Consider the following 22,034-nt stretch of genomic DNA (forward strand, 5'->3'; position numbering starts at 1 on the left):
ATACAACGTCACTCGCTATTGATGCTGCAATGCACACGCTACAATCTGCAAAACTGAACGAAAGGGTAAGCGTGGACTATTTCACCGCAGTGCGGGCATTCGTGCGGGTCGTGGAGGCAGGCAGCTTCGCCAGGGCGGCCGACACGCTGCATTGCCCGCGCAACACGGTCACCAAGCTGGTGCAATCGCTGGAAGCGCACCTGCAAGTCAAGCTGCTGCACCGGACCACGCGCAGGGTGTCCCCCACCAACGACGGCGCGGCTTATTTCCAGCGCATGTCGCGCCTGCTGGACGAATGGCAGGAGGCCGAAGCCGACGTGGCGCAGGCGCGCAACGCGCCGCGCGGCCGGCTGCGGGTGGACATGAGCACCGCGCTTGCCGCGCTGCTGGTCATCCCCACGCTGGGCGCCTTCCAGGAACGCTACCCGGCGATGCAGCTCGACATCGGCGCCAGCGACCGCCAGGCCGACATGGTGGGCGAAGGCATCGACTGCGTGGTGCGCGCCGGCGCCATCAGCGATCCGTCGCTGATCGCGCGCCACATCGGCAACCTGCCGGTGGTGACCTGCGCGTCGCCGGCCTACCTGGCGCGGCACGGCGTGCCGCTGCACCCGTCCAGCCTGGCCGGCGGCCACACACTGGTGCGCCATTTTTTCGCCGGCTCGAACCGCCAGGCGCCATGGGTGCTGACCCACGCCACCGACCCGGCCAGCCCGGCCACGCTGGCCGGACGCCACTTCCTTTCCGTCAACGACAGCAATGCGCTGCTGGCCGCCGCATTGGCGGGGCTGGGCGTGGTGCACTGCCCGCTGTTCATCGTCGGCGCGCAGATCGACGCCGGGACACTGCAGCCGCTGCTGCAGGACTGGAGCGCGCCCATGGTGCCGATCCACGTGGTGTACCCGGCCAACCGCCACCTGAGCGCGCGCACCCGCGCTTTCGTGGCCTGGATGGCGGAGGTGTTCGGCAACAGCCCGTACGCCGTCCGTCCCGGCCCGCCGGGCTAAGCCGGCGGCACCGCGGCCTGCGCCACCGCGCCATGCTTGAGGCGCTCGACAAACCAGCGCCCGGCCGGGCCCGGCGGGTGATCGCGGCGGTGGATGGCGTGCATGGAAAAACCCGCGCCCAGCCCGGTGATGCCTTCCAGCGCAATCGCCACCAGGCGGCCCGCGTCCAGGTCCTCCTGCACCATGTGCAGCGGCATGTGGCCCCAGCCGAGCCCGGCTTTCAGGAAGGCGTGCTTGGCGCCCATGTCCGCCAGGCGCCAGGCCTGTGCCGCCAGCACCCCGAAGTTGCGGCCCTCGGTCAGCGGCGAACGGTCGGTGAGCACCAGCTGCACGTGGCGCGCGGCGAGCGCGCGCAGCACCATGCCCTCGATGGCCGCCAGCGGATGGTCCGGCGCCACCACCGTCACGGCAGGCACGCTGAGCAGGTATTGCGAGGCGCAGCCCGGCGGTATTTCGGGCAGCGAGCCAATCACGGCGATGCGGCACTGCCCCGTCAACAGCGGCTGCACCACGGCGCCCAGCGCTTCCACGAACAGGCGCAGCGGCGTGCCGGGGAATTGCCGGTGGAAAGCCTGCACCGCCGCCGTCAGCGTGGCGATCGGATACATCACGTCCACCGCCACCGCCAGTTCCGGCTCCAGTCCTTCGGCCAGCGTGCGCGCCTTGGCCTTGAACGCGTCCATGCCGAGCACGGCCGAACGGGCCTGGTCCAGCAGCGCCCTGCCTTCCTCGGTCAGCTTCGGGTAGCGGCCGCCGCGGTCGAACAGCGCGAACCCCACCTGCAGCTCCAGGTTGGCCAGGGTGGTGCTGACCACCGACTGCGCGCGGCGCAGCTTGCGGCCGGCAGCCGAGAAGCTGCCTTCGTCGGCTGCGGCGATAAACGTGCGCAGCTGGTCCAGCGACATGGCATCCAGCATCCATCTACTCCTTAGATAGTATCCATCCAATTATATAGGCTTTCACGATGGATGGCCGGGGCCTAACATGCCTCCATACCAACCGCACATTGAAGGAGCAGCAGATGAACCAGGCAATCCAGCCAGCGCAACTGGCCCCAGCCGTCCAGCGCGGCATCGTGGCCCGCACCCAGGGCCACGGCCAGCGCGGCATTACCCGCCTCGTCAGCCCCGGCGACCTGGGCGAACTGATCAAACCGTTTGTCTTCCTCGATCTGTTCCGCATGGGCGGCAATGCCGGCGCCGGCGGCATGGGCATGCACCCGCACTCGGGCATTGCGACGGTGACCGTGGTGATGGAAGGGGCGATCGAATACCGCGAGACCACCGGCCAGCAAGGCGTGCTGCGCGCAGGCGGGGTGGAGTTCATGCATGCCGGCGGCGGCGTGTGGCACGGCGGCAGCCCGCACGGCGACGCCGGCGTGGCCGGTTTCCAGCTGTGGCTGGCGCTGCCGGCGCAAGACGAGAACGGCCCGGCGCACAGCCAGTACCTGGCGCCCGGCCAAGTGCCGTCCAGCGGCCCGGCCCGCGTCATTCTCGGCAACTACGAAGGCGTTGCCAGCCTGATCCAGCCGCGCGCAGCGCTGACGTATCTGCACGTGAAGCTGCGCGACGGCGAGCAGTGGCTGTACACGCCGCCGGCCGGCCACGGCGTGGCCTGGGCAGCGGTGGGCAGCGGCGCCCTGGCAGTCGGCGAGGCCGTGCTGGAAGGCGAAGTGGCAGTGTTCGACGAGGGCGGCGGCGGGCTGCTGTTCACGGCGCGCGGCGACACCGAGTTCGTGCTCGGCTCGGCGGCCAGGCATCCCTACCCGCTGGTGACGGGCATGTATTCGGTGCACACCAGCGCCGCGGCCCTGATCCAGGGAGAACACGAAATCCGCCGCATCGGCAGCCAGCTGCGTGCCGCGAAATTGATTTAAGAGTGCGCCAGCAACGCACTGCAACTTACCTAAACTAGAAAGGATTTGCCATGAACACCAACAACATCCACACTACCGCCCTGCCCCTGACCGGCCGCGTCCTGATGGCTGCCATTTTCGTCATGAGCGGCGTCGGCAAGCTGATGGCACCCGCCGCCACCATCGGCTACATCCAGGCCATGGGCCTGCCGCTGGCCGGCGCCGGGCTGGTGCTTGCCATCGTGGTGGAACTGGGCGGCGGCCTGCTGCTGGCCCTGGGCTACAAGACCCGCCTGGTGGCGCTGGTACTGGCCGCGTTCTCGGTGCTGACCGGCCTGCTCTTCCATGGCGCCATCGGCGACCAGAACCAGATGATCCACTTGATGAAAAACCTGGCCATGGCCGGCGGCCTGCTGCAGGTGGTGGCCTTCGGCGCCGGCGCCTACAGCCTGGATGCCAAAGCACTGGCCGCTACCGGCGGCCGCCGCGCAGCGGCATGAATCCAGCCGCAGCATGAAAAAAGCCAGCTCCGTGGAGCTGGCTTTTTTACGCCTGTCCTGCTCAGCCGAACAGCTTGTTGGCTGTCTTGGCGATCAATCCCCCCTGGAAACGCGCGCCGTCCAGTTCAAGCTGGCTCGGCTGCCGCTGTCCCTGCCCGCCGGCTATGGTGGTGGCGCCGTACGGGCTGCCGCCCACGATCTCATCCAGCGTCATCTGCGCCTGATAGCTGTAAGGCAGGCCGACAATCGTCATGCCGAAGTGCATCAGGTTGGTAATGATGGAGAACAGCGTCACTTCCTGGCCGCCGTGCTGCGTGGCGCTGGAGGTAAACGCGCCGCCCACCTTGCCGTTCAGCGCGCCGCTGGCCCACAGGCCGCCGGCCTGGTCCAGGAATGCGGCCATTTGCGACGGCATGCGGCCAAAGCGGGTCGGCGCACCGATGATGATGGCGTCATAGTTTGCCAGTTCGGCCACAGTGGCCACGGGCGCGCTCTGCTGCAGCTTGAAATGGCCCTTCTCGGCCACTTCCTGCGGCACCGTTTCCGGCACCCGCTTGAGGTCCACCGTTGCCCCTGCCGCGCGTGCACCGTCGGCCATGGCCTCGGCCATCGACTCGATATGGCCGTACGACGAGTAATACAGAACAAGTACCTTCGACATAACTTTCTCCATGTGGATGACTAATCGGGCACGCGCCAGCGAGCGTGCATTCTTAGCATAAAGCCATTTACAAAAACGCGTGCGCAGCCTGCCGATTGTCATCGGATTGGGAATAGTGGAGTGCCTGATCGTATATTTATCATGCGACTGGCCGCCAATATACTGGTATCACCTGCTGAGAACAGCAGCCCAACCAACTGAAAAGGACACCACCATGAGCACCCCAACCACCATCGGCATCATCGGCGCTGGCGCCATCGGCCAGGCCTTCGCCAAGCAACTGGTGCGCGCCGGCATCAACGTCATCCTCAGCAACAGCCGTGGTCCGGCATCGCTGGCGGACACCGTCAAGCAGCTGGGCGGGCTGGCCCGCGCCGGCACGGTGCAGCAGGCCGCCGAAGCCGATGTGGTGTTCCTGAGCGTAGGCTGGGGCGCGGCCGAGAGCGTCCTGCGCGGCTTGAACCTGGACGGCCGCATCCTGATCGACGCCACCAATCCGGTGTTGATGCCCGGCTTGCGCAAGGCCGAGCTGGGCGGCCGTACCTCGACGCACGTACTGAGCGGCTGGGCAAAAGGGGCGCGCGTGGTCAAAGCGTACAACACGCTGCTGTCGCAGGTGCTGGCCAGCGATCCGGAGGAAGGCGGCGGCCGCCGCGTGGTATGGGTGTCCGGCAACGACGCCGAGGCCAAGGCCGTGGTGCTGCAGCTCACCGAGCGCATCCGCTTTGCCGGCATCGACCTGGGCGGCCTTGACGTGGGCGGCGCGCTGCAGCAATTCCCCGGCGGCGTACTGCCGGCCATCAATCTGGTGCAGCTGGGCTGAGGCGCTTAGCCAGCCAGCCTGGTTTCAATGCGGCGGTCCGGAATGAACCACCAGACCGCCACCAGCACATACAGTCCGACGCTCACCCACGGATGCAGCACCGCCGTGGCGATGCCGGCGAGGTACAGCGCGATGGATAGCCACAGTTTGCGCTCCTTGCCGACCGCCAGCGCCAGCGCGGAGTTCGCGCCGTGCAGCCTGATCAGCACCTTTTCCAACAGCAGATAGGCCAGCGCGCACATGGTCAGCACCACGCCGTAGATGGCGGCGGGAATGGCGCCGAAGTGGTTCTCGCCCATCCAGCCGGTGACGAAGGGTATCAGCGACAGCCAGAACAGCAGGTGCAGGTTGGCCCACAGCACGCTGCCGTTGACCCTGCTCACCGCGTGCATCATGTGGTGATGGTTGTTCCAGTAGATGCCCACATAGACAAAGCTCAGCACGTAGCTCAGCATCACCGGCGCCAGCGGCAGCAGCGTGTCCCACGTCGCGCCATGCGGCACCTTCAGTTCCAGCACCATGATGGTGATGATGATGGCGATCACGCCATCGCTAAATGCTTCCAGCCTGCCTTTACCCATTTGCTATCCTGTCTGATTCGAAGTTGCCGGCTCGGCCACGCTGGGCATTTGCTGGCGCGGCGGCGCACTGCACACCAGCCGTGCCACGGCCTGGCTGCGTTTCGTAGGCGTCGCCTCTTGGCCCGCTTCAACCATGGCAACCAGGCGGCCCAGCTGCGCTTTGGTTTGGGCCAGCGTCAATGTGTACATGGCAGCCTCATGACTGTCCAGATAATCATCTCATAGTAGCAAACATGGCGCGTCCATCACAGCCTGCCATTCGGGAGAAGCGGCGGAGAGCAAGCAGCCGCATGCGCTATGCGCCGGCGCTGGCGCCGAACAGCTCGCGGCCTTGCCACCGGGGTGCGGATGAGCGGTCCTGGAGGGTCACCGCCTTGCCGCCCAGCCCGGCAGCGCGGGCCAGCCTGGGCAACGCGCGGCAATAGCTGCTCTGTACGCCGATCAGCCTGGCCAGCTGGCGGTATTCGAGCACCATCCCGTCCGGCACGGCAGCCAGGACAGCGACGGCGCGCTGGCGCCAGTCGTCGGACCATGGCGGCAGACCGCCCGGCAGCATGGATACCGCGTCGCCAGGCCGGATGATGCCGCCGCGCAGGACGCGCGCCAGCATGCCGCGCTGCGGGCCGATCCGGCGCGCCAGGCCAGGCGCGATGGCGTCAAGCTGGCCGCAGGCTTCGCACTGGAATGTCAGCCACAGCAGCGCATCGGTCCCTACCTGCAGCACCATACCGGAGCGCAAGCCGGCCGTATCCATGTCGAGCAGAAGGTTTTCCCGCAGCGCGTGCGCCGCCAAGCCATGGCGGGCATAGGCGGGCGCACCGGCCAGCAGGAGCTGGCGCGGCGAGAGCGGATCCGCGTGCACGTCATCGAACAGGCCCTGCCCGCCCAGCGCCAGCAGCTGGCCGGCGTCCTGCAATGGCGCCTGTCCGGTGCATCGCTGCGCGACCGCGAGAACGCGGCCCCGATCCGGCCCTGCTTGCTGAACCATGGGCTTAGCCGAACGGACGCACGCCGATCAGCGGGCCGTGCAGCCAGATGGCGAAAGCCGCCCACGCCGCCAAGCCCACCACCACCGTGATGACGGTGCCGGATGCGGTGCCGGGCGGGTAGACGGTGCCGGCGGCGCGGTCGCGGCGGCGCGAGGAAGCAAAGCAAACAACGGCCCACGCCAGGAAGCTGCCGAACAACAGCACGTCCGCCACCGTGCCGTTGGCCAGCAGGTGCGCCAGCGCCCACGCTTTCACGCCCAGCAGCATCGGATGATGCAGCCTGGCCTTGATGCGATTGCGCGGCACATAGGCGGCGGCGAGGAAGATGAAGGCGAAAACGGTCAGCAGCGCCGCCAGGTGGCGCATGCCCACCGGCTGCGTCCACAGCACGAGCGGCGCCTGGCGCGCCTGGCCGTAGCCCCAGATCAGCAGCGCGAAGCCGGCCAGCGCCAGCAGCGAATAGACACCTTTCCAGCCGTTCTCGCCCAACCGTGCGCGCATGGCGGTGCGCCATGGGTCGGCCACGATGCGCACCGAGTGGACCCCAAGGAAAATCAGCAAACCCAGTACCAGCACAGTCATCGCGTCGCTCCATGTTGAAGATGGCTTGACGATAATTCAAAATGGTCGGAGCGGCAACCTGCGTGCGACGAAAGCGCGTGAAAGTGGCGCAAAACCGAAGCAATCAGCGTGCTACCATCGTCGCATGGCCAACTCTTCCCCCATCCGGTACGACGCCATCGTGGCAGGCAGCGGCCCCGGCGGCGCCAGCGTGGCGCGCGCCATGGCGTTGCGGGGCATGCGCGTGCTGGTGCTGGAACAGGGCAGCGCGGCGCCGCTGGCGGGCACGCTGGGCCAGATGGCCGCCATCGCGGCCGTTCCGGGCCAAGGCGCGTTCCTGCACAGCGACGCGTCGCTGCTGGTGCGGGGGCTGGTGGCGGGCGGCAGCTCGGCCATCAATTTCGCCACTGCGGCGGCGCCGCCGCAGGCCATGTTTGCCGCGCACGGCATCGACCTGGCGCCGCAACTGGCAGCGCTGCGCGCCGAGTTGCCGATGGCGCCGCTGCCGGACAGCCTGGTCGGCCCGATGGCGGCGCGCCTCCTGCAGGCGGCGCGCTCGCTGAACCTGGACTGGCACAAGCTCGACAAGATGATACGGCCGCAGATCTGCCGCAGGGGCTGCTGGCGCTGCGTGTACGGCTGCCCCTACGGCGCCAAATGGACGGCGCGCGATTTCCTGGAGCAGGCTTGCGCCCACGGCGCGGTGCTGGCCGATGAGGCGCGCGTGACGCGGGTGCTGCTGCGCGGCGGCCGCGCGATCGGCGTGGAAGCAGTAGTGGGCGGCGAGCTGCGCGCGCTGCTGGCTGACACGGTGGTACTGGCCGGCGGCGGCATCGGCAGCCCGCGCCTGCTGCACAGCTCAGGCCTGGCGCCGCGCAGCGTGCCTTTCTTCAGCGACCCGGTGGTGGCGGTGATGGGCAGCGTGGACGACCTGGATGCGCACGACGCCGGCGCCGAAGTGCCGATGGCCGCTGGCATGCAGCTGCAGGACGACGGCATAGCGCTGGCCGACCTCACGCTGCCCAAGCCCATGTACCAGGCGTTCGCCCTGCAGGTGGGGCGCTTCGGCCGCGTGGCGGCGCATGCGCGCACGCTGAGCATCATGGTGAAGATACGCGACGAGATCGGCGGCGGCATCGGCCCGCACTGGGTGGACAAGCGGTTGCAGGCGGCGGACAGGAACAAGCTGAAACAGGGCGAGGACATTGCGCGCGGCGTCCTGGCGGCGGCGGGGGCCAAGCATGTGTTCAGGAGCTGGCACTTTGCCGCGCACCCCGGCGGCAGCGTGCGCATCGGCGACGGCGTGGACAGCGACCTGCGAACGGCCACACCGGGCTTGTATGTGTGCGACGCGTCGGTGATACCGGGACCGTGGGGCTTGCCGCCCACGCTCACGCTGCTGTGCCTGGGCCAGCGGCTGGGCGAGCACATCGCGGACGGCGTTGAGGCCGGCGGCACTGGACGCGGCGCCGCAGGTGCGGCTGCCGGCCAGCGCCAGCAAGGCATGCCGATGCTGATCGCCGCGTCCGGGCCGGCGGTCGCGGCCGGCGAGGCCGGCGCCCCCGGTGGTGGTGGCGACCCTGGCGCAGCTGGTGCAGGGGGGGCCCCCGGCGCCGCTGGCGCCGGCGGTGTCAGTAGTGGGGCGGACGCTCGTTGAGCGGCCCCTGCCCGCCCTGCGGATTGTCGCGCAGGTGCTGGGCCAAGGCGTGCAGCATCTGCTCCAGCTTGTCGATCTGCTTTTGCTGCTCGTAGATGCGCTGGTTCAGCGACTCCACCATGTCTTCCTGGTGGGCGATCTTGATTTCAATGTCGACGAATCGGTCTTCGGTGCTCACTGCTTGCTCTCCGCGGTAAAGCCGTATTGTACCGGCGCCAGCAGCTCGACATCGGGCAGGTCGGCCGCCACCTGCGCCACGGTGGCGTGGCGCTGCAGGGCATGCACCACCACCGGCAGCGGCTCGGCCCAGATCTCGGGCAGGTCGCGTTCGTCCGGCGCCAGCACCGGGAAAGCCAGCTGCTCGCGCGGCGGCGTGAATTGCGCGTCCACGCCGGGCTTGTTGCCGCGCGCGTCGATGCGGTACCAGCCATGGCCTTCCAGGTACACGGCGTTCAGGCCGTGCAGGCAGAACGGCGGACCTTCCGTGCCCACCGCCAGGCGCTGGTAGCACAGGCCGGCGGGAATGCGGTTGGCGCGCAGCAGCGCCGCCAGCAAGTGGCTCTTGGCATAGCAGTAGCCGGTGCCGTGGCGCAGCACGTCGGAGGCGCGGCAGGTCACCGGGTCCATGCGGTAGTCCCAGCTGTGCTTGATGTGGTCGCGCACGAACTCGAAGCAGCGGCGCGCCACCTCGGCGTGCGTGGCGGCGCCGGCCGCCAGTTCGGCCGCCTTGCGGGCGACATCCGGATGACCGCCGTCGATCCAGTTGCCGGAGGCGAGGTAGTGATCAGTTGGCATTGGGATTGGGCACCGCTTTCGGGGTAGCCAGCAGTTCTTTCATGCGCGCCAGGCGTTCGCGCGGACTGATGATTTCGGATTCCTTCGGCACCGCGTCGCCCACGTCCAGCTGCATCTCCTTGATGAAGCGCGACTGGTCGCAATGCACTTGCTCGCCGGCGCGCTTGCGCTTCTTGCACCAGGTGATCTGCAGGGTACGCTTGGCGCGCGTGATGCCCACGTACATCAGGCGCCGCTCTTCCTCGATGCGCTGCGCCATCGTTTCGACCGGCGCGTCCGGGTCGCCCTTGTGCGGCAGGATGCCTTCCTCGCAGCCGACCAGGAACACATGCGGATACTCCAGCCCCTTCGACGCGTGCAGGGTGGACATGCGGATCGCGTCCGGCTCTTCGTCCTTGCCCTCCAGCATGGTCATCAGGGCCACCATCTGGGTCAGCTCCAGCACGTTCTTTTCCTCGCCGTCGCGGTCCTTGCCGCCACGGCCGCGGTCCTTCAGCCAGTTGACGAATTCCATCACGTTCTGGAACTTGCCCTGCGCGGCGCGCTCCTCGAAACTGTCGTACAGGTAGGACTCGTAGTGGATGGCTTCCATCAGGTCGTCCAGCACCTGCGCGGCGTTGTCGCCGGACCCGGCCGCGCCGGGGCGGCTGGCGCGCGCCTCCAGGTTGTTGATGAAGTTGCAGAACTCGCGCAGCGGCAGCAGCTGGCGGTCCGGCAGCTTGGCTTCGATGCCGCCCTTGAACACGGCCTCGAACAGCGAGCACTGCCACTGGCCCGAGAACGCGCCCAGCACTTCCAGCGTGGACTGGCCGATGCCCCGGCGCGGCGTGGTGACGGCGCGGATGAAGGCCGGGTCGTCGTCCTGGTTGGCCAGCAGGCGCAGGTAGGCGATGATGTCCTTGATCTCGGCCTTGTCGAAGAAACTCTGGCCGCCGGAGATCGTGTACGGGATGCGCTGGTTGCGCAGCGCCTGCTCGATGATGCGGGCCTGGTGGTTGCCACGGTACAGGATGGCGTAATCGGTCCACTGGTTCTTGCGCTCGAAATGGTCGGCCGAGATCATGATGGCCACCTGCTCGGCCTCCTGCTCGTCGTTCGGCATGGCGTGCACCTTGATCGGCTCGCCCAGGCCGTGTTCGGACCACAGCGACTTCTCGAACAGTTTCGGGTTGTTGCCGATGACCGCGTTGGCCGCCTGCAGGATGCGCGTGGTGGAGCGGTAGTTCTGCTCCAGCTTGATCAGCTTCAGGTCCGGGAAGTCCACCTTCAGGTTGGCCAGGTTTTCCACCGTGGCGCCGCGCCACGCGTAGATGGCCTGGTCGTCGTCGCCCACGGCGGTAAACATGGGCTTCTTGCCGATGCCGGTGACCATCAGCTTTACCAGCTCGTACTGGCAAGTGTTGGTGTCCTGGTATTCGTCCACCAGCAGGTAGCGCAGGCGGCGCTGCCACTTGTCGCGCACCGCGCCGTTCTCGCGGAACAGCTCCACCGGCAGGCGGATCAGATCGTCGAAGTCGACCGCCTGGTAGGCCGCCAGCGTCGACACATAGCTGCCATAGATGCGGGCCGATTGCGCCTCGTCCTCGTCCTTGGCGTCGCGCAGCGCGTCGGCCGGCTCCACCAGGCCGTTTTTCCACAGCGAAATATCGTTCTGGATGCCGCGGATGATCTGCTTGTCGGTGGTGATGGCCAGGTCCTGCACCAGCGAATAGCAGTCGTCGCTGTCCATGATGGAGAAGCGGTCCTTCAGGCCCAGGTGGTTCGCTTCCTGGCGCAGGATTTTCACGCCCAGCGAGTGAAAGGTGGATACTGTGAGCAGCTTGGCCTGGCGCGGCTGCTTGAGCAGCTTGGCGACCCGCTCCTGCATCTCCAGCGCGGCCTTGTTGGTGAAGGTCAGCGCGGCGATGGTGCGCGGATCGTAGCCCCGGTCCTCGACCAGGTGGGTGATTTTCTGGGTGATGACGCGCGTTTTGCCCGAGCCCGCGCCGGCCAGCACCAGGCAGGGGCCGTCCAGGTAGAGCACGGCTTCGCTTTGCGGAGCATTGAGACCGAACTGTGGTGCGTTAGACATGATTTCCAGGCGGGAGGGGCGAAACAAGCCGGTCATTGTAGCAGCGCAAGCATTGATAATTCAGGCTGCGGCAGAATATAGTGTCATTGGACTCATACATAATCGGGCAGCATCATGAAATTTGAACACCTCATCGAAATCAACGATCCGCTGAATCCGCTGATCGACGAACTCAGCCACGAACAGCTGTGGCGCGGCCTGGTGCTGCGCGCCGAATCGCCCAAACTGTTCGTGCCGCACCTGGATGACTGCCAGATCGCCGACCGCCAGGAAAACAGCTTCAGCCGCAAGCTGCGCTACGGCGAACTGGTGATCGCCGACCAGGTGTTGCTGGAGCCGATGCGCCGCGTGCGCTACGAAGTTGCTCCGCAGCAGGATATCAGCGCGTCCAGCCTGACCATGACCATCGAGACGCCGCAGCCGGGCACCTTGTGGGTACGCTTCGAGTACGACGACGGCCACGACGCGGCCACCGACCAGGCCAACGCCATGTACGACGAGTTCCGCAAGTCGGCCTACCAGGAGTCGGACATCGACACCATCCGCGTGCTGCGCGATCTGGCCGAGCAGGGGCGGCTCGATTCGATGCTGAACTGAGCCGGGCTGGTTTGAGCCGAGCTTACAGGGCCGCTGCGCGGCCCCACACCTGTTCCATGTGCAACTGCAGGCCGGCCTGCCCAAGCGCCCCCACCTCCAGCACCTCGCGGATGGCACCGGGTGCAGTGCGCGTGTCGCGCTGCAGCGGCTGCGGCAGCGGTGCGCCGGACGGGCCCAGCAGCGACGTCACCCACGGCGTGGTGGCATTCAGCCCCTTGCGCGACACCACCCCCACTTCCCCGTTCAGCAGGCGTACGCAAGTGCCGATGGGATAAATCCCCAGCTCGCGTATCAGCACGGCGGGCAGCAGGCTGTCCAGCGTGTTGCGGGCATCGAGCAGCAGGTCGCGCAGCGCGGCGTTGGGCGTCATGCTGTTGCGGTAGCGGCGCGGCGCCAGCCGGGCGCAATAGCGGTCCGCCAGCGCCACCAGCTTGGCCGATTCCGGCACGTATGGCCCGGTCTTGCCGCCCGGATAGCCCGTGCCGTCCTCATTCTCGTGGTGCGCCAGCACGCAGGCCAGCCAGCCCGGGTGCTCGATGCCGGCCTGGCGCAGCAGCACCACACCCGCCTGCGGATGGAACCGCACCACGTGCCGGTCGGCTTCGCCAAGCGGCGCGCCGGACGCCTGCAGCCGGTCGTGCACTCCCAGCATGCCCACGTTCATGGTCAGCGCCGCCAGCGTGATGGTCTGGACATCGTCATCCGGCTTCTTCAGCGCCAGCGCCATGAGCTGCGCCACCACCGCCGTGTCCACGCTGTGACGCACCGAATACGGCACGCTGGAGCGGCTGTGCAGCAAGCTCGCCACGGCCACGTCCGCATTGAGCCGCAGCGCCGACGTCACCAGCGCGGCAATCTGCTCCAGCATGCCTTGCGTATTGCCAAAGGGCACGCCGGTGGCGATCTGCTGCAGCGCCCGCTGCAAGTCCAGCTGCGCGCCGTTGAGCAGGCGCAGCACCGACTGCGGCGCGCGCGACTGCGGCAACGCTTCGCTCCAGTCCTCATACACGCCGCGCTCGGTCAGGCTGTCGAGCTGGCAGCGGTCGGCAACCAGATGCCCTTTGCGCGCCAGCAGGCCGCCGCCGTCCCCGTACACATCCCAGGGCAACAGCTGGCCGACGTGCAGCTCGTCAGGGCCGATCTTCCGAATCTTCACTACTGGTCTCCGCCTGCGGTTGACTACGTGGCGCCTATTCTACAGTGTTGCCCTACATCAAGTTCCCGGCGTGCAATCGGGACAAGGCTGCGGCGCGGGCGGCTCCTTGGCCAGCTGCTGGGCCAGGTCGCGCAGCGCGGTGCGCACGCCCTCCTCCACGACCGGATGGTAGAAAGGCATGTCCAGCATGGCGTCCACCGTCAGCCCGGCCTGGCAGGCCCAGGACAGCAGGTGGCCGATATGCTCGGCGCGCGGCCCTATCATCTCGGCGCCCAGGAAGCGGCCGCTGCCGAACTCGCCGTAGACCCGCAGCATGCCGTGATTTTGCAGCATCACCCGGCTGCGGCCCTGGTTGCTGAACGACACCATGCCGACCGCGAAGCGGCGGTTGTGGCTGGCGCACAAGGCCTGGTAGCCCGCGCCCAGGGTGGCGATCTGCGGCTCGCAGAAGGCCACCGTGAGCGGCGTGCGGCGCAGGCCCGGCTGCACGGCCGGAAAGCGCGCCGCGTTGGCGCCGGCGATCTTGCCCTGGTCGGCCGCCTCGCCCAGCAGCGGCAGCTCGTCGTCGGCGTCGCCGGCGATGAAGATGGCGCTGCTGCCGCACTGCATGGTGTGGCGGTCGTACAGCGGGATGCCGCGCCGGTCCAGCGCGATCTGCGCCAGCTCCAGGTTCAGCGCGTGCACATTCGGATTGCGGCCTATGGCCGACAGCACATAGTCGTAGCGCTCTTGGCGCTGCTGGCCGGTGGCGTCGCGGCTGGTCAGCACCAGTTGCTCGCTGCCGTCCTGCGCGCGTTCCACCGCCGCCACCTGGGTCTGGAAGCGGATGTCCAGCTCGGCGCTGAGCACGCGGGCGGCCTCGGCCAGCACCTGCGGATCGCCCAGCTGCGCCACGCTGCCGCCGCGCGCGTAAATTGCCACCCGCACGCCCAGCCGGTGCAGCGCCTGGCCCAGTTCCAGGCCGATCACGCCGGTGCCCACCACCGCCACCGAGGCCGGCAGGTCGGTCCAGTCGAACACCGCGTCGCTGGTGATGACGCGCGCGCCGGCCTGCTGCCACTCCTTGGGCACCACGGGGCTGGAGCCGGTGGCGATGACGATGCGCTCGGCCTGCACCAGCGTGTGCTCGTCCAGCTGCAGCGCGCGCGGGCCGGTGAAACGGGCGTGGCCGCGCAGCTTGTCTGCCTCGGGAATGTGTTCCATGCCTTCCAACACGAAGCCGACAAAGCGGTCGCGTTCGCTGCGCACGCGCGCCATGACGGCCTGGCCGTCAATGCGGACCTGCCCCGGGTGCACGCCGAACGCGGGCGCGGCGGCCAGCGCGTGGGCGGCCTCGGCCGCCGCGATCAGCAGCTTGCTGGGCATGCAGCCGACCCGGGCGCAGGTGGTGCCGTAGGGGCCGCTCTCGATCAGCACCGCCCGCTTGCCGCCGGCCCGGGCCGCGCGATAAGCCGTCAGCCCGGCACTGCCGGCGCCGATGATGGCCACATCGGTATGTAGTTGCTTCATGCGCACTCCGTTTATTTTTTTCGTTCAGAAATACTACTCTGTTGCGAAATTTTAAGCATGAATGCTGGAAAGGCATTAGTATTGCTTATCATTTTCGATTCATATAAGCGCGGCTAATAAACCACTTATGGCAAATCTGGACTACAAGGCGCTGGCGGTGCTGGATGCCGTGGCCAGCCACGGCAGCTTTGAAAAAGCGGCAAGCGCGCTGGGCATCAGCCAGTCCGCCGTGTCCCAGCGCATCAAGGCGCTGGAAGACAGCAGCGGCCGCCTGCTGATTGTGCGCGGCGTCCCGTGCGTTCCCACCGGCCTGGGCCAGCGCCTGATTGCGCACCACCGCAACGTGCGGCTGATGGAAGCGTCGCTGGACATCGACCTGGGCAACCGGGTCAGCATGCCGGAAATTTCGCTCGCGGTGGACGCCGCCAGTCTCGCCACCTGGTTCCCGCTGGCCCTGCCGCCGCTGCTGACGCCGCCGCGTTGCCAGCTCGACGTGCAGCAGGCCGGGCGCGAGCAGGCACTGCACATGGTGCAGGAAGGCAGCGTATTTGGCGCCGTCGCGGCCCGGGCCGAGGCCGGCGCGGGCGGTCTGAACGGCCCGGCCAGCACGCCGCTGGGCGTCATGCGCTACCTCTGCGTGGCCACGCCGGTGTTCGCCGGCCACTGGTTCGGCGACGGCTTCTCGGCCGAAGCGGTACAGCTGGCACCGGCGGTAGTCAGCGAGCGGGCCGCCATGGCCCGCTTCCTGGCCGGCGCCGTTGGCCAGCAGGGCAGCTTCCCGCACCACACCTTGCCGGTCTCGCCCGCGCTGTACGAATGCATTTACGGCGGCCTGGCCTACGGCCTGCTGCCCCAGCTGCACGCGGCCGGCGCCATCGACAGCGAACGCCTGGTCGACGTCGCCCCCGGTTACGTGCTCGACGTCCCGCTCGACTGGCACGCCTGGAACCTCGACACCCCCTTCACGCGTGCCCTGTCCGAGCAAATCATCACCAGCGCCCGCCGCTACCTCCTACAACCATAGGCCTTCCCCGACAAGCGAGCTAAGCCGCATTTCCCCAACTTCGGGGTCAGACCCCGCAGGTGGGGCAAAGGCGCGCCTGGCCATGCGACATCCCCACCAGGCACCCGCCAGTCGAGGAAATCATCACCAGCGGCCCGCGGCGACCGCCTACCACCATAGTCCTTTCCCGACAAACGAACTCAGCCGCATAACCCCTACTTCGGGGTCTGACCCCGAGGTAGGGGTTATGCGGCACAGGCTGCTTGGGCTAGATGTCGAGGGGGTCGACTTCGAGCGACCATTTGACGCGGGTTTTGAGGCTGCGCAGGGTGTCCATCCATTCCTTCAGGAACACTTGCAGATTGGGACGCGAGGCGCACTCGACCAGCAACTGGGCGCGGTCGACATTGTGGATGCGCGTCATCGTCATCGGTATCGGGTCGTTGATGGTGATGCCGGGATGGAGCACGCAGTCGCGCGCGATCTCGAGGAATTCGATCGCCGTGGCCAGCTCCGGCGCTTCGGCCCGCAACAATGCCTGGAACAGATACGGCGGCAACCCGGCCTGCTTGCGCTCGTCCAGCAGCGCGGAGGCGAAGTGGTCGTAGTCGTGGTGCACCACCGCCGAGTACAAGGGGTGCTGCGTGTAGCGGGTCTGGATCAGCACTTCGGCCGCACTGCCGCCTTCGGTCTGCGCGGCCCGACCGGCCCGGCCGGCCACCTGCATCAGCTGCGCGAACAGGCGCTCGCTGGCGCGGTAGTCCTGCGAGAACAGCGCCGTGTCCGGATTCATGATGCCGACCAGCGTGAGCTTCTTGAAATCGTGCCCCTTGGCGACCATCTGCGTGCCAATCAGGATGTCCACCTCGCCCCGGTGCACGGTGTCGAACGCTTCCTGCGCGCTGCCCTTCTTGCGCGTGCTGTCGGCGTCAATCCGCAGGATGCGCGCTTCCGGGAACAGCGCCTGCAGGCCCTCTTCCACCCGCTGCGTGCCGCGCCCGACCGGCTGCAGGTCGACGTTGCCGCAAGTCGGGCAGTGGTGCGGGATGCGCATCTCCAGGCTGCAGTGGTGGCAGCGCAGCCGGTGCTCCGGCTTGTGCAGCACCATGAAGGAGGTGCAGCGCGTGCAGTCGCTGATCCAGCCACACGATTCGCAGCAGATCACCGGCGCATAGCCGCGCCGGTTCAAAAACAGCAGCGACTGCTCGCCGCGCGCCATGCGCAGCTTCAACGCCGCCACCAGCGCCCCCGTGAGGCCGTCGCGCGGCTTGTCGCGCTCCATGTCGATCAGCTTGACCGCCGGCAGCACGGCGGCCTTCACGGCCCGTTCGCGCAGCGCCAGCAGCCTGTAGCGCCCGCCCTGCGCGTGGTGCCAGCTTTCCAGCGACGGCGTGGCCGAACCGAGCACGATGGGGATTTTCAGCTGCCAGGCGCGCCACACCGCCAGGTCGCGCGCGGAGTAGCGCAGCCCTTCCTGCTGCTTGTAGGACGGGTCGTGCTCTTCGTCGATGACGATCAGCTTCAGCTTCGGCAGCGAGGACAGGATGGCCAGCCGCGTGCCGAGCACGATGCGCGCCTGCCCCTGGTGCGCGGCCAGCCAGTGCAGCATGCGCTCGCCTTCGGACAGGCTGCTGTGCAGCGTGGCCAGCATGACGCCCGGGAAACGGGCGCGGATATTGCCTTCCAGCTGGGGCGTGAGGTTGATCTCCGGCACCATGATCAGGATCTGGCCCTGCGGTTCGCGCTCCAGCACCTGGGCGCACGCCTGCAGATAGACTTCGGTCTTGCCGCTGCCGGTGACGCCGTACAGCAGCGCCGGCTGGTAGCCCTGCGCGCCGCCGATGTAGTCGGCCGCCGCCTGCTGCTCGGGATTGAGCTGGGGCATGTTCAGCGGCGTGTGATCGTGGCTGTCTTCCAGCTTGCCCAGTTTCTTGATGGCACGATCGAGCGCCACCGTGGTCAGCACCCGCAGATTCTTCGGCAGGCCGGGCAGCGCCACCTCGCCCAGCGGGCGCTGGTAGTAGTCGGCCGCGAAGCCGGCCAGCGCCAGCCATTGCGCGGACAGCGGCGCCAGCTGGTGGCGCACCGCCAGCGCGTCCTTGAGCTTGTCAGCCGGCACCTCGCTGTGCTCGGCCAGGCCGACGATCAGGCCCATCACTTCCCGGCGCGCGAACGGCACCAGCGCCAGTTGGCCAACCTGGGGACGCGCGCCGTCCCCGCCCACGCCCGCCTCGTACTGCCAGCGGTAGTCGAAGACAGCGTTCAACGGGGTGTCGAGCGCGATTCTCAGTATGCACTGCGCCATCTGGTCCTAACTTGGTCGAATCCGGCCTGAAGATGCGGTGCTTTTCGGGCCGGCATCTCCATCCAATTGATTGTGGATAACTTTGTGAACAACGGATACTTAATTTCAGGAAACCGATAACCGGGAGTGGGAAATTCACATAACCGGCTCCCAAACCGCTCTTTTTTATTCTTTAAAATCAATGGCTTGCAAAATCCCTCCCAGAGGGCTCAAAAACCATACCACTTTTCCCCTTGCTGTGCATAAGTGAAGTATTTAGGGCCGACTTTTTTACTGAAATCAAGTACTTTTTGCGGATCGGTCAGGCCGCCCGCTCGCTTGTGCGGTACAGCATGCAAGCCGCATACAGGGCCCGGCGCATTCTACACATTCTGCTATGCCTGGGTTTGTGCAAACGCAATGTAATTGAGGCAAGAAAAACTTATCTAAATATCATGCACCGCAACATTTCTTCATCAGAAATCTTAGCAATGTGACTAAGTCACGGTTTACTAAGTACTTTTCGTTTTTATCCACAGTTTTTGTGGATAACTTTGTGGAGAATGCGCCCATAAGACCACTTTTGCCTTGGGATAAAGTTTACTTCGCCCCCTCCCCTGCCCGGCAACGAAAAAATAAGCCTTTTGAAATCAGTCACTTGGATCGCCGCTCCGGGCGGATGGATTTTCACTGCCTGTTATTTCCGCAGCAAAAAAAATTGTGCATAAGTCGCTCTGCATTGGTGCGTGCAGGCATGAAAAAAGGGCGCGCTCCCGAGGAAACGCGCCCTTTGTCATGAAACTACATCAGGCGCTGCGCAGCGTACGGCTATGCGCATGTACAGCATCGACCATGGTGGCGACAGACTCCGGCGGCGTGAATTGCGAGATGCCGTGGCCCAGGTTGAACACATGGCCGGTGTCGTGCTTGCCGTAGGCGTTGAGCACCTTGACCACCTCGGCGCGGATCTGCTCCGGGCTGGCAAACAGGATGGCCGGGTCCAGGTTGCCCTGCAAAGCCACTTTATCGCCCACCAGGGCGCGGATCTTGCTCAGGTTGGCGGTCCAGTCCAGGCCGATGGCGTCGGCGCCGATGGCGGCGATTTCCTCGGCCCAGTGGCCGCCGCCCTTGGTGAAGACGATGGCGGGTATCTTCACGCCGTCTTTTTCACGCTTGAGCAGGGATACCACTTTCTGCATGTACTGCAGCGAGAATTCCTGGAAGGCGCCGTCGGCCAGCGCGCCGCCCCAGGAGTCGAACACCATCACCGCTTGCGCGCCGGCGTCGATCTGGGCGTTCAGGTAGTCGGCCACCGACTGGGCGTTGATGCTCAGAATGCGGTGCATCAGGTCGGGGCGGCCGTACAGCATCTTCTTAATGGTGTGGAACTCGCGCGAACCCTGGCCTTCCACCATGTAGCAGGCCAGCGTCCATGGGCTGCCGGAGAAGCCGATCAACGGCACGCGGCCGTTCAGTTCGGTACGGATCTGGGTCACGGCCTTGAACACGTAGTCCAGCGAACCGGCTTCCGGAGCGCGCAGCGCCAGCACGTCCGCTTCGGTTTTCAGCGGACGCTCGAATTTCGGGCCTTCGTTTTCCACGAAATGCAGGCCCAGGCCCATGGCGTCCGGTATGGTCAGGATGTCCGAGAACAGGATGGCCGCGTCCAGCGGGTAGCGCTCGATCGGCTGCAGCGTGACCTCGGTGGCCAGGTCGGGATTGGTGGCCAGGCCCATGAAGGAGCCGCCCTTGGCGCGCGTGGCGCGGTATTCCGGCAGGTAGCGTCCGGCCTGGCGCATCAGCCACACGGGGGTGTACTCGGTGGGCTGGCGCAGCAGCGCGCGCAGGAAGGTGTCGTTCTTCAGCGGGGCAAATTGTGGCATGGAATGCAATCAAAAAGCGAAGGAAAGGGGCTATTATCGCATCCCCTGCCGCCTTTTTTGCGCATCGACTGCGGCTGTCTGTATCATTCGGCAGATATTTACGGAGCGAAGCCATGTCCATCACGCCGCAGTCCCCTGCCAGCCCGGCGCCGTACGGCGCGTGGGCGTCCCCGATCAGTGCCGCCCTGGTGGCGGCCGGCGCCACGCCGCTGTCTTCCCTGGCCCTGGGCCCGGACGGCGACCTGTATTGGCTGGCGGGCCGCGCCAGCGAGGCCGGCCGCCAGACTTTGCAGCGCCGCCACGGCGCGCGCACGGACGAGGTCACGCCCTTGCCGCTGAACGTGCGCACCCGGGTACACGAATACGGCGGCGGCGCCTACGCGGTGCACGGCGATACCGTGTATTTTTCGCATTTCGCCGACAACCGGCTGTACTGCCGCGGCGGCGACGCCGAGGCAGCCCCCTTCACGGCGCCGGGACGCCAGCGTTTCGCCGATTTCGTGGTGGACGCGGCGCGCCAGCGCCTGATCGCGGTGCGCGAACAGCATCCTGACGATCCGGCTTCCCACGCGCAGCCGGCGAACGCGCTGTGCGCGGTGGGCCTGCCGGGCAGCGCTGCGGCGGGCGCCGAGACCGTTCTGGCCTCGGGCCACGACTTCTATTCGTCGCCGCGCCTGTCGCCGGATGGCCGCATGCTGGCCTGGCTGACCTGGGACCATCCACGCATGCCGTGGCAGGGCACCGAACTGTGGCTGGCGGCCGTGCTGGAAGGCGGCACGCTGGGCACGCCGCTGTGCATCGCGGGCGGCCCGCAGGAATCGATCTGCCAGCCCGAGTGGGCGCCGGACGGCCGGCTGTACTTCGTGTCCGACCGCAGCGGCTTCTGGAACCTGTACCGCCACCGCGATGCCGGCGGACCGGCCGACGCGATCTGCCCGATGGAGGCCGAGTTCGGCTCGCCGCACTGGACCTTCGGCAATGCGATGTACGGCTTTGCCAGCGCCCAAGAAATCGTCTGCACCTATATCGACAAGGGGGTCAGCCGCCTGGCGCGCCTGGATATCGCCGGCGGCAGGCTGGCCGCCATCGCCACCCCTTACGAGGAAATCCGCGAACTGCGCGTGGGCCGGGGCCGAGGCGCAGGCTTCCTTGCGCTGCTGGGCGGCAGCCCCACCATTCCGCTGGAGCTGGCGCGCATCGACCTGTCCAGCGGTGAACTGGAAGTGCTGGCGCACTCGATCGCCGACACGCCGGACCTGGGCTACCTGTCGGTCCCGCAGAGCATCAGCTACCCCAGCGCGAGCGGCCGCACCGCGCATGCCTTCTTCTACCCGCCGGCCAACCAGGACATGCAGGCGCCGGAGGACAGCAAGCCGCCGGTGATCGTGATCAGCCACGGCGGCCCCACCAGCATGACGGTCAACACGCTCAAGCTGGCCACGCAATTCTGGACCAGCCGCGGCTTCGGCGTGCTGGACGTGAACTACGGCGGCAGCACCGGTTTCGGCCGCGCCTACCGCGACGCGCTCCAAGGCCAGTGGGCCATCGTCGATGTGGAGGATTGCATCGCCGGCGCGCAGTACCTGGTCCAGCATGGCATGGCCGACGGCGAACGCCTGATCATCCGCGGCGGCAGCGCCGGCGGCCTGACGACCTTGTGCGCCCTTACCTTCCACGACGTGTTCAAGCTCGGCGCCAGCTACTACGGCGTGTCCGACCTGAAGGGACTGGACCAGGACTCGCACAAGTTCGAATCGCATTACAACGAATACCTGATCGCGCCGGCGCCGCACGCGGACGCCTTGTACCAGGCGCGCTCGCCGATCAACCACACGGACCGCCTGGCGCGCCCCATGATCTTCTTCCAGGGCCTGGACGACAAGGTGGTGCCGCCGCAGCAGTCCGAATCGATGGTGCAGGCGCTGAAGCGGCGCGGCGTGCCGGTGGCCTATGTGGCGCTGGAGGGCGAGGGCCACGGCTTCCGCAAGGCCGAGAACATCATCCGCACGCTGGAGGCGGAGCTGTATTTTTACCAGCGCATGTTCGGCTTGCCGACGGCCGGGGCGCACGCCGCGGTCGAGATCCACAACCTGTAAAGCACG

General features: G+C 67.0%; 20 protein-coding genes. 8 read left to right on the forward strand and 12 right to left on the reverse strand.

What is annotated here, in order from left to right; all coding sequences use genetic code 11:
* The first annotated feature begins 71 nt into the window (after positions 1–71).
* Positions 72–1,007 (forward strand): LysR substrate-binding domain-containing protein, encoded by a 936-nt coding sequence (locus tag ASD15_RS06850; protein WP_057154093.1) that lies wholly within the window; start codon positions 72–74, stop codon positions 1,005–1,007.
* Here ASD15_RS06850 and ASD15_RS06855 read toward each other — a convergent pair.
* The gene (locus ASD15_RS06855; RefSeq protein WP_057154095.1) at positions 1,004–1,924 is read right to left on the reverse strand and encodes a LysR family transcriptional regulator; all 921 of its coding nucleotides are present in this window, start codon (positions 1,922–1,924) and stop codon (positions 1,004–1,006) included. The genes ASD15_RS06850 and ASD15_RS06855 overlap by 4 nt on opposite strands.
* A 104-nt stretch (positions 1,925–2,028) precedes the next feature.
* Here ASD15_RS06855 and ASD15_RS06860 point away from each other — a divergent pair, with 104 nt between their 5' ends.
* A complete protein-coding gene (locus ASD15_RS06860; RefSeq protein ID WP_057154097.1) occupies positions 2,029–2,883 on the forward strand; it encodes a pirin family protein in 855 nt (284 codons plus the stop codon).
* Between the two features lie 50 nt (positions 2,884–2,933).
* On the forward strand, positions 2,934–3,362 hold the full coding sequence (locus ASD15_RS06865; RefSeq protein WP_057154099.1) for a DoxX family protein: 429 nt from the start codon (positions 2,934–2,936) through the stop codon (positions 3,360–3,362).
* A 61-nt stretch (positions 3,363–3,423) separates the two neighbouring features.
* Here ASD15_RS06865 and wrbA read toward each other — a convergent pair whose 3' ends face one another.
* Positions 3,424–4,023: an NAD(P)H:quinone oxidoreductase gene (gene wrbA, locus ASD15_RS06870; protein WP_057154100.1), complete on the reverse strand. Its 600-nt coding sequence runs from the start codon at positions 4,021–4,023 to the stop codon at positions 3,424–3,426.
* Between the two features lie 115 nt (positions 4,024–4,138).
* On the opposite strand from wrbA, the gene ASD15_RS06875 reads away from it, so the two are divergent.
* Entirely contained in the window at positions 4,139–4,846 is a 708-nt protein-coding gene (locus tag ASD15_RS06875) for an NADPH-dependent F420 reductase (protein WP_373888162.1), read from the forward strand.
* A gap of 5 nt (positions 4,847–4,851) precedes the next feature.
* Here ASD15_RS06875 and ASD15_RS06880 read toward each other — a convergent pair whose 3' ends face one another.
* The 3 genes from ASD15_RS06880 to ASD15_RS06895 all read right to left on the reverse strand — a co-directional run bounded on the left by ASD15_RS06880 (position 4,852) and on the right by ASD15_RS06895 (position 6,998).
* Positions 4,852–5,427 carry a TMEM175 family protein gene (locus tag ASD15_RS06880; RefSeq protein WP_057154102.1) on the reverse strand — a complete coding sequence of 192 codons (576 nt, stop codon included), beginning with the start codon at positions 5,425–5,427 and terminating at the stop codon, positions 4,852–4,854.
* A gap of 295 nt (positions 5,428–5,722) precedes the next feature.
* The gene (locus tag ASD15_RS06890) at positions 5,723–6,343 is read right to left on the reverse strand and encodes an MOSC domain-containing protein (protein ID WP_229418095.1); all 621 of its coding nucleotides are present in this window, start codon (positions 6,341–6,343) and stop codon (positions 5,723–5,725) included.
* A gap of 76 nt (positions 6,344–6,419) precedes the next feature.
* Positions 6,420–6,998 carry an NnrU family protein gene (locus ASD15_RS06895; RefSeq protein ID WP_057154105.1) on the reverse strand — a complete coding sequence of 193 codons (579 nt, stop codon included), beginning with the start codon at positions 6,996–6,998 and terminating at the stop codon, positions 6,420–6,422.
* A gap of 124 nt (positions 6,999–7,122) precedes the next feature.
* Here ASD15_RS06895 and ASD15_RS06900 point away from each other — a divergent pair, with 124 nt between their 5' ends.
* The gene (locus tag ASD15_RS06900; RefSeq protein WP_082551640.1) at positions 7,123–8,634 is read left to right on the forward strand and encodes a GMC family oxidoreductase N-terminal domain-containing protein; all 1,512 of its coding nucleotides are present in this window, start codon (positions 7,123–7,125) and stop codon (positions 8,632–8,634) included.
* On the opposite strand, the gene ASD15_RS06905 is transcribed toward ASD15_RS06900, so the two are convergent.
* Genes ASD15_RS06905 through ASD15_RS06915 form a run of 3 tightly spaced genes read right to left on the reverse strand, consistent with a single transcriptional unit; the run spans position 8,609 to position 11,500 of the window.
* Entirely contained in the window at positions 8,609–8,812 is a 204-nt protein-coding gene (locus ASD15_RS06905) for a SlyX family protein (protein ID WP_082551641.1), read from the reverse strand. The genes ASD15_RS06900 and ASD15_RS06905 overlap by 26 nt on opposite strands.
* On the reverse strand, positions 8,809–9,429 hold the full coding sequence (locus tag ASD15_RS06910; protein WP_057154106.1) for a transglutaminase family protein: 621 nt from the start codon (positions 9,427–9,429) through the stop codon (positions 8,809–8,811). The genes ASD15_RS06905 and ASD15_RS06910 overlap by 4 nt, the downstream gene beginning before the upstream one ends.
* Positions 9,419–11,500, reverse strand: a complete 2,082-nt coding sequence (locus tag ASD15_RS06915; protein ID WP_057154313.1) for a UvrD-helicase domain-containing protein — start codon at positions 11,498–11,500, stop codon at positions 9,419–9,421. The genes ASD15_RS06910 and ASD15_RS06915 overlap by 11 nt, the downstream gene beginning before the upstream one ends.
* A 114-nt stretch (positions 11,501–11,614) precedes the next feature.
* Between ASD15_RS06915 and ASD15_RS06920 the strand changes: the two genes are divergently transcribed.
* Entirely contained in the window at positions 11,615–12,097 is a 483-nt protein-coding gene (locus ASD15_RS06920) for an SRPBCC family protein (RefSeq protein ID WP_057154107.1), read from the forward strand.
* A gap of 22 nt (positions 12,098–12,119) precedes the next feature.
* Here the strand turns inward: ASD15_RS06920 and ASD15_RS06925 are convergent, their stop codons facing one another.
* Together ASD15_RS06925 and ASD15_RS06930 are read right to left on the reverse strand one after the other, a co-directional pair.
* Entirely contained in the window at positions 12,120–13,253 is a 1,134-nt protein-coding gene (locus ASD15_RS06925; protein ID WP_057154108.1) for an HD-GYP domain-containing protein, read from the reverse strand.
* A 57-nt stretch (positions 13,254–13,310) separates the two neighbouring features.
* Entirely contained in the window at positions 13,311–14,762 is a 1,452-nt protein-coding gene (locus ASD15_RS06930) for a dihydrolipoyl dehydrogenase (RefSeq protein WP_057154109.1), read from the reverse strand.
* 127 nt (positions 14,763–14,889) lie between these two features.
* Between ASD15_RS06930 and ASD15_RS06935 the strand changes: the two genes are divergently transcribed.
* Complete coding sequence (locus ASD15_RS06935; RefSeq protein WP_057154110.1) at positions 14,890–15,786, forward strand: ArgP/LysG family DNA-binding transcriptional regulator; 897 nt, start codon at positions 14,890–14,892, stop codon at positions 15,784–15,786.
* A gap of 247 nt (positions 15,787–16,033) precedes the next feature.
* On the opposite strand, the gene ASD15_RS06940 is transcribed toward ASD15_RS06935, so the two are convergent.
* On the reverse strand, positions 16,034–18,070 hold the full coding sequence (locus ASD15_RS06940; protein WP_057154111.1) for a primosomal protein N': 2,037 nt from the start codon (positions 18,068–18,070) through the stop codon (positions 16,034–16,036).
* Positions 18,071–18,855: 785 nt separating this feature from the next.
* Positions 18,856–19,932 (reverse strand): uroporphyrinogen decarboxylase, encoded by a 1,077-nt coding sequence (gene hemE / locus ASD15_RS06945; protein ID WP_057154112.1) that lies wholly within the window; start codon positions 19,930–19,932, stop codon positions 18,856–18,858.
* A 113-nt stretch (positions 19,933–20,045) separates the two neighbouring features.
* Here hemE and ASD15_RS06950 point away from each other — a divergent pair, with 113 nt between their 5' ends.
* On the forward strand, positions 20,046–22,028 hold the full coding sequence (locus tag ASD15_RS06950; RefSeq protein WP_057154113.1) for a S9 family peptidase: 1,983 nt from the start codon (positions 20,046–20,048) through the stop codon (positions 22,026–22,028).
* Positions 22,029–22,034 lie beyond the last annotated feature (6 nt).

Origin of the sequence: Massilia sp. Root351 (assembly GCF_001425045.1) — a bacterium.
In the GTDB taxonomy this organism is placed as follows: Bacteria; Pseudomonadota; Gammaproteobacteria; order Burkholderiales; family Burkholderiaceae_D; genus Rugamonas.

Excerpts from the sequence above, each read along its gene's own strand:
- ASD15_RS06920 (WP_057154107.1), top strand. The coding sequence starts at position 11,615 with ATGAAATTTGAACACCTCATCGAAATCAACGATCCGCTGAATCCGCTG.
- ASD15_RS06930 (WP_057154109.1), bottom strand. The coding sequence starts at position 14,762 with ATGAAGCAACTACATACCGATGTGGCCATCATCGGCGCCGGCAGTGCC.
- ASD15_RS06895 (WP_057154105.1), bottom strand. The coding sequence starts at position 6,998 with ATGACTGTGCTGGTACTGGGTTTGCTGATTTTCCTTGGGGTCCACTCG.
- wrbA (WP_057154100.1), bottom strand. The coding sequence starts at position 4,023 with ATGTCGAAGGTACTTGTTCTGTATTACTCGTCGTACGGCCATATCGAG.
- ASD15_RS06915 (WP_057154313.1), bottom strand. The coding sequence starts at position 11,500 with ATGTCTAACGCACCACAGTTCGGTCTCAATGCTCCGCAAAGCGAAGCC.
- ASD15_RS06910 (WP_057154106.1), bottom strand. The coding sequence starts at position 9,429 with ATGCCAACTGATCACTACCTCGCCTCCGGCAACTGGATCGACGGCGGT.
- ASD15_RS06865 (WP_057154099.1), top strand. The coding sequence starts at position 2,934 with ATGAACACCAACAACATCCACACTACCGCCCTGCCCCTGACCGGCCGC.
- hemE (WP_057154112.1), bottom strand. The coding sequence starts at position 19,932 with ATGCCACAATTTGCCCCGCTGAAGAACGACACCTTCCTGCGCGCGCTG.
- ASD15_RS06940 (WP_057154111.1), bottom strand. The coding sequence starts at position 18,070 with ATGGCGCAGTGCATACTGAGAATCGCGCTCGACACCCCGTTGAACGCT.
- ASD15_RS06935 (WP_057154110.1), top strand. The coding sequence starts at position 14,890 with ATGGCAAATCTGGACTACAAGGCGCTGGCGGTGCTGGATGCCGTGGCC.
- ASD15_RS06855 (WP_057154095.1), bottom strand. The coding sequence starts at position 1,924 with ATGCTGGATGCCATGTCGCTGGACCAGCTGCGCACGTTTATCGCCGCA.
- ASD15_RS06860 (WP_057154097.1), top strand. The coding sequence starts at position 2,029 with ATGAACCAGGCAATCCAGCCAGCGCAACTGGCCCCAGCCGTCCAGCGC.
- ASD15_RS06900 (WP_082551640.1), top strand. The coding sequence starts at position 7,123 with ATGGCCAACTCTTCCCCCATCCGGTACGACGCCATCGTGGCAGGCAGC.
- ASD15_RS06880 (WP_057154102.1), bottom strand. The coding sequence starts at position 5,427 with ATGGGTAAAGGCAGGCTGGAAGCATTTAGCGATGGCGTGATCGCCATC.
- ASD15_RS06950 (WP_057154113.1), top strand. The coding sequence starts at position 20,046 with ATGTCCATCACGCCGCAGTCCCCTGCCAGCCCGGCGCCGTACGGCGCG.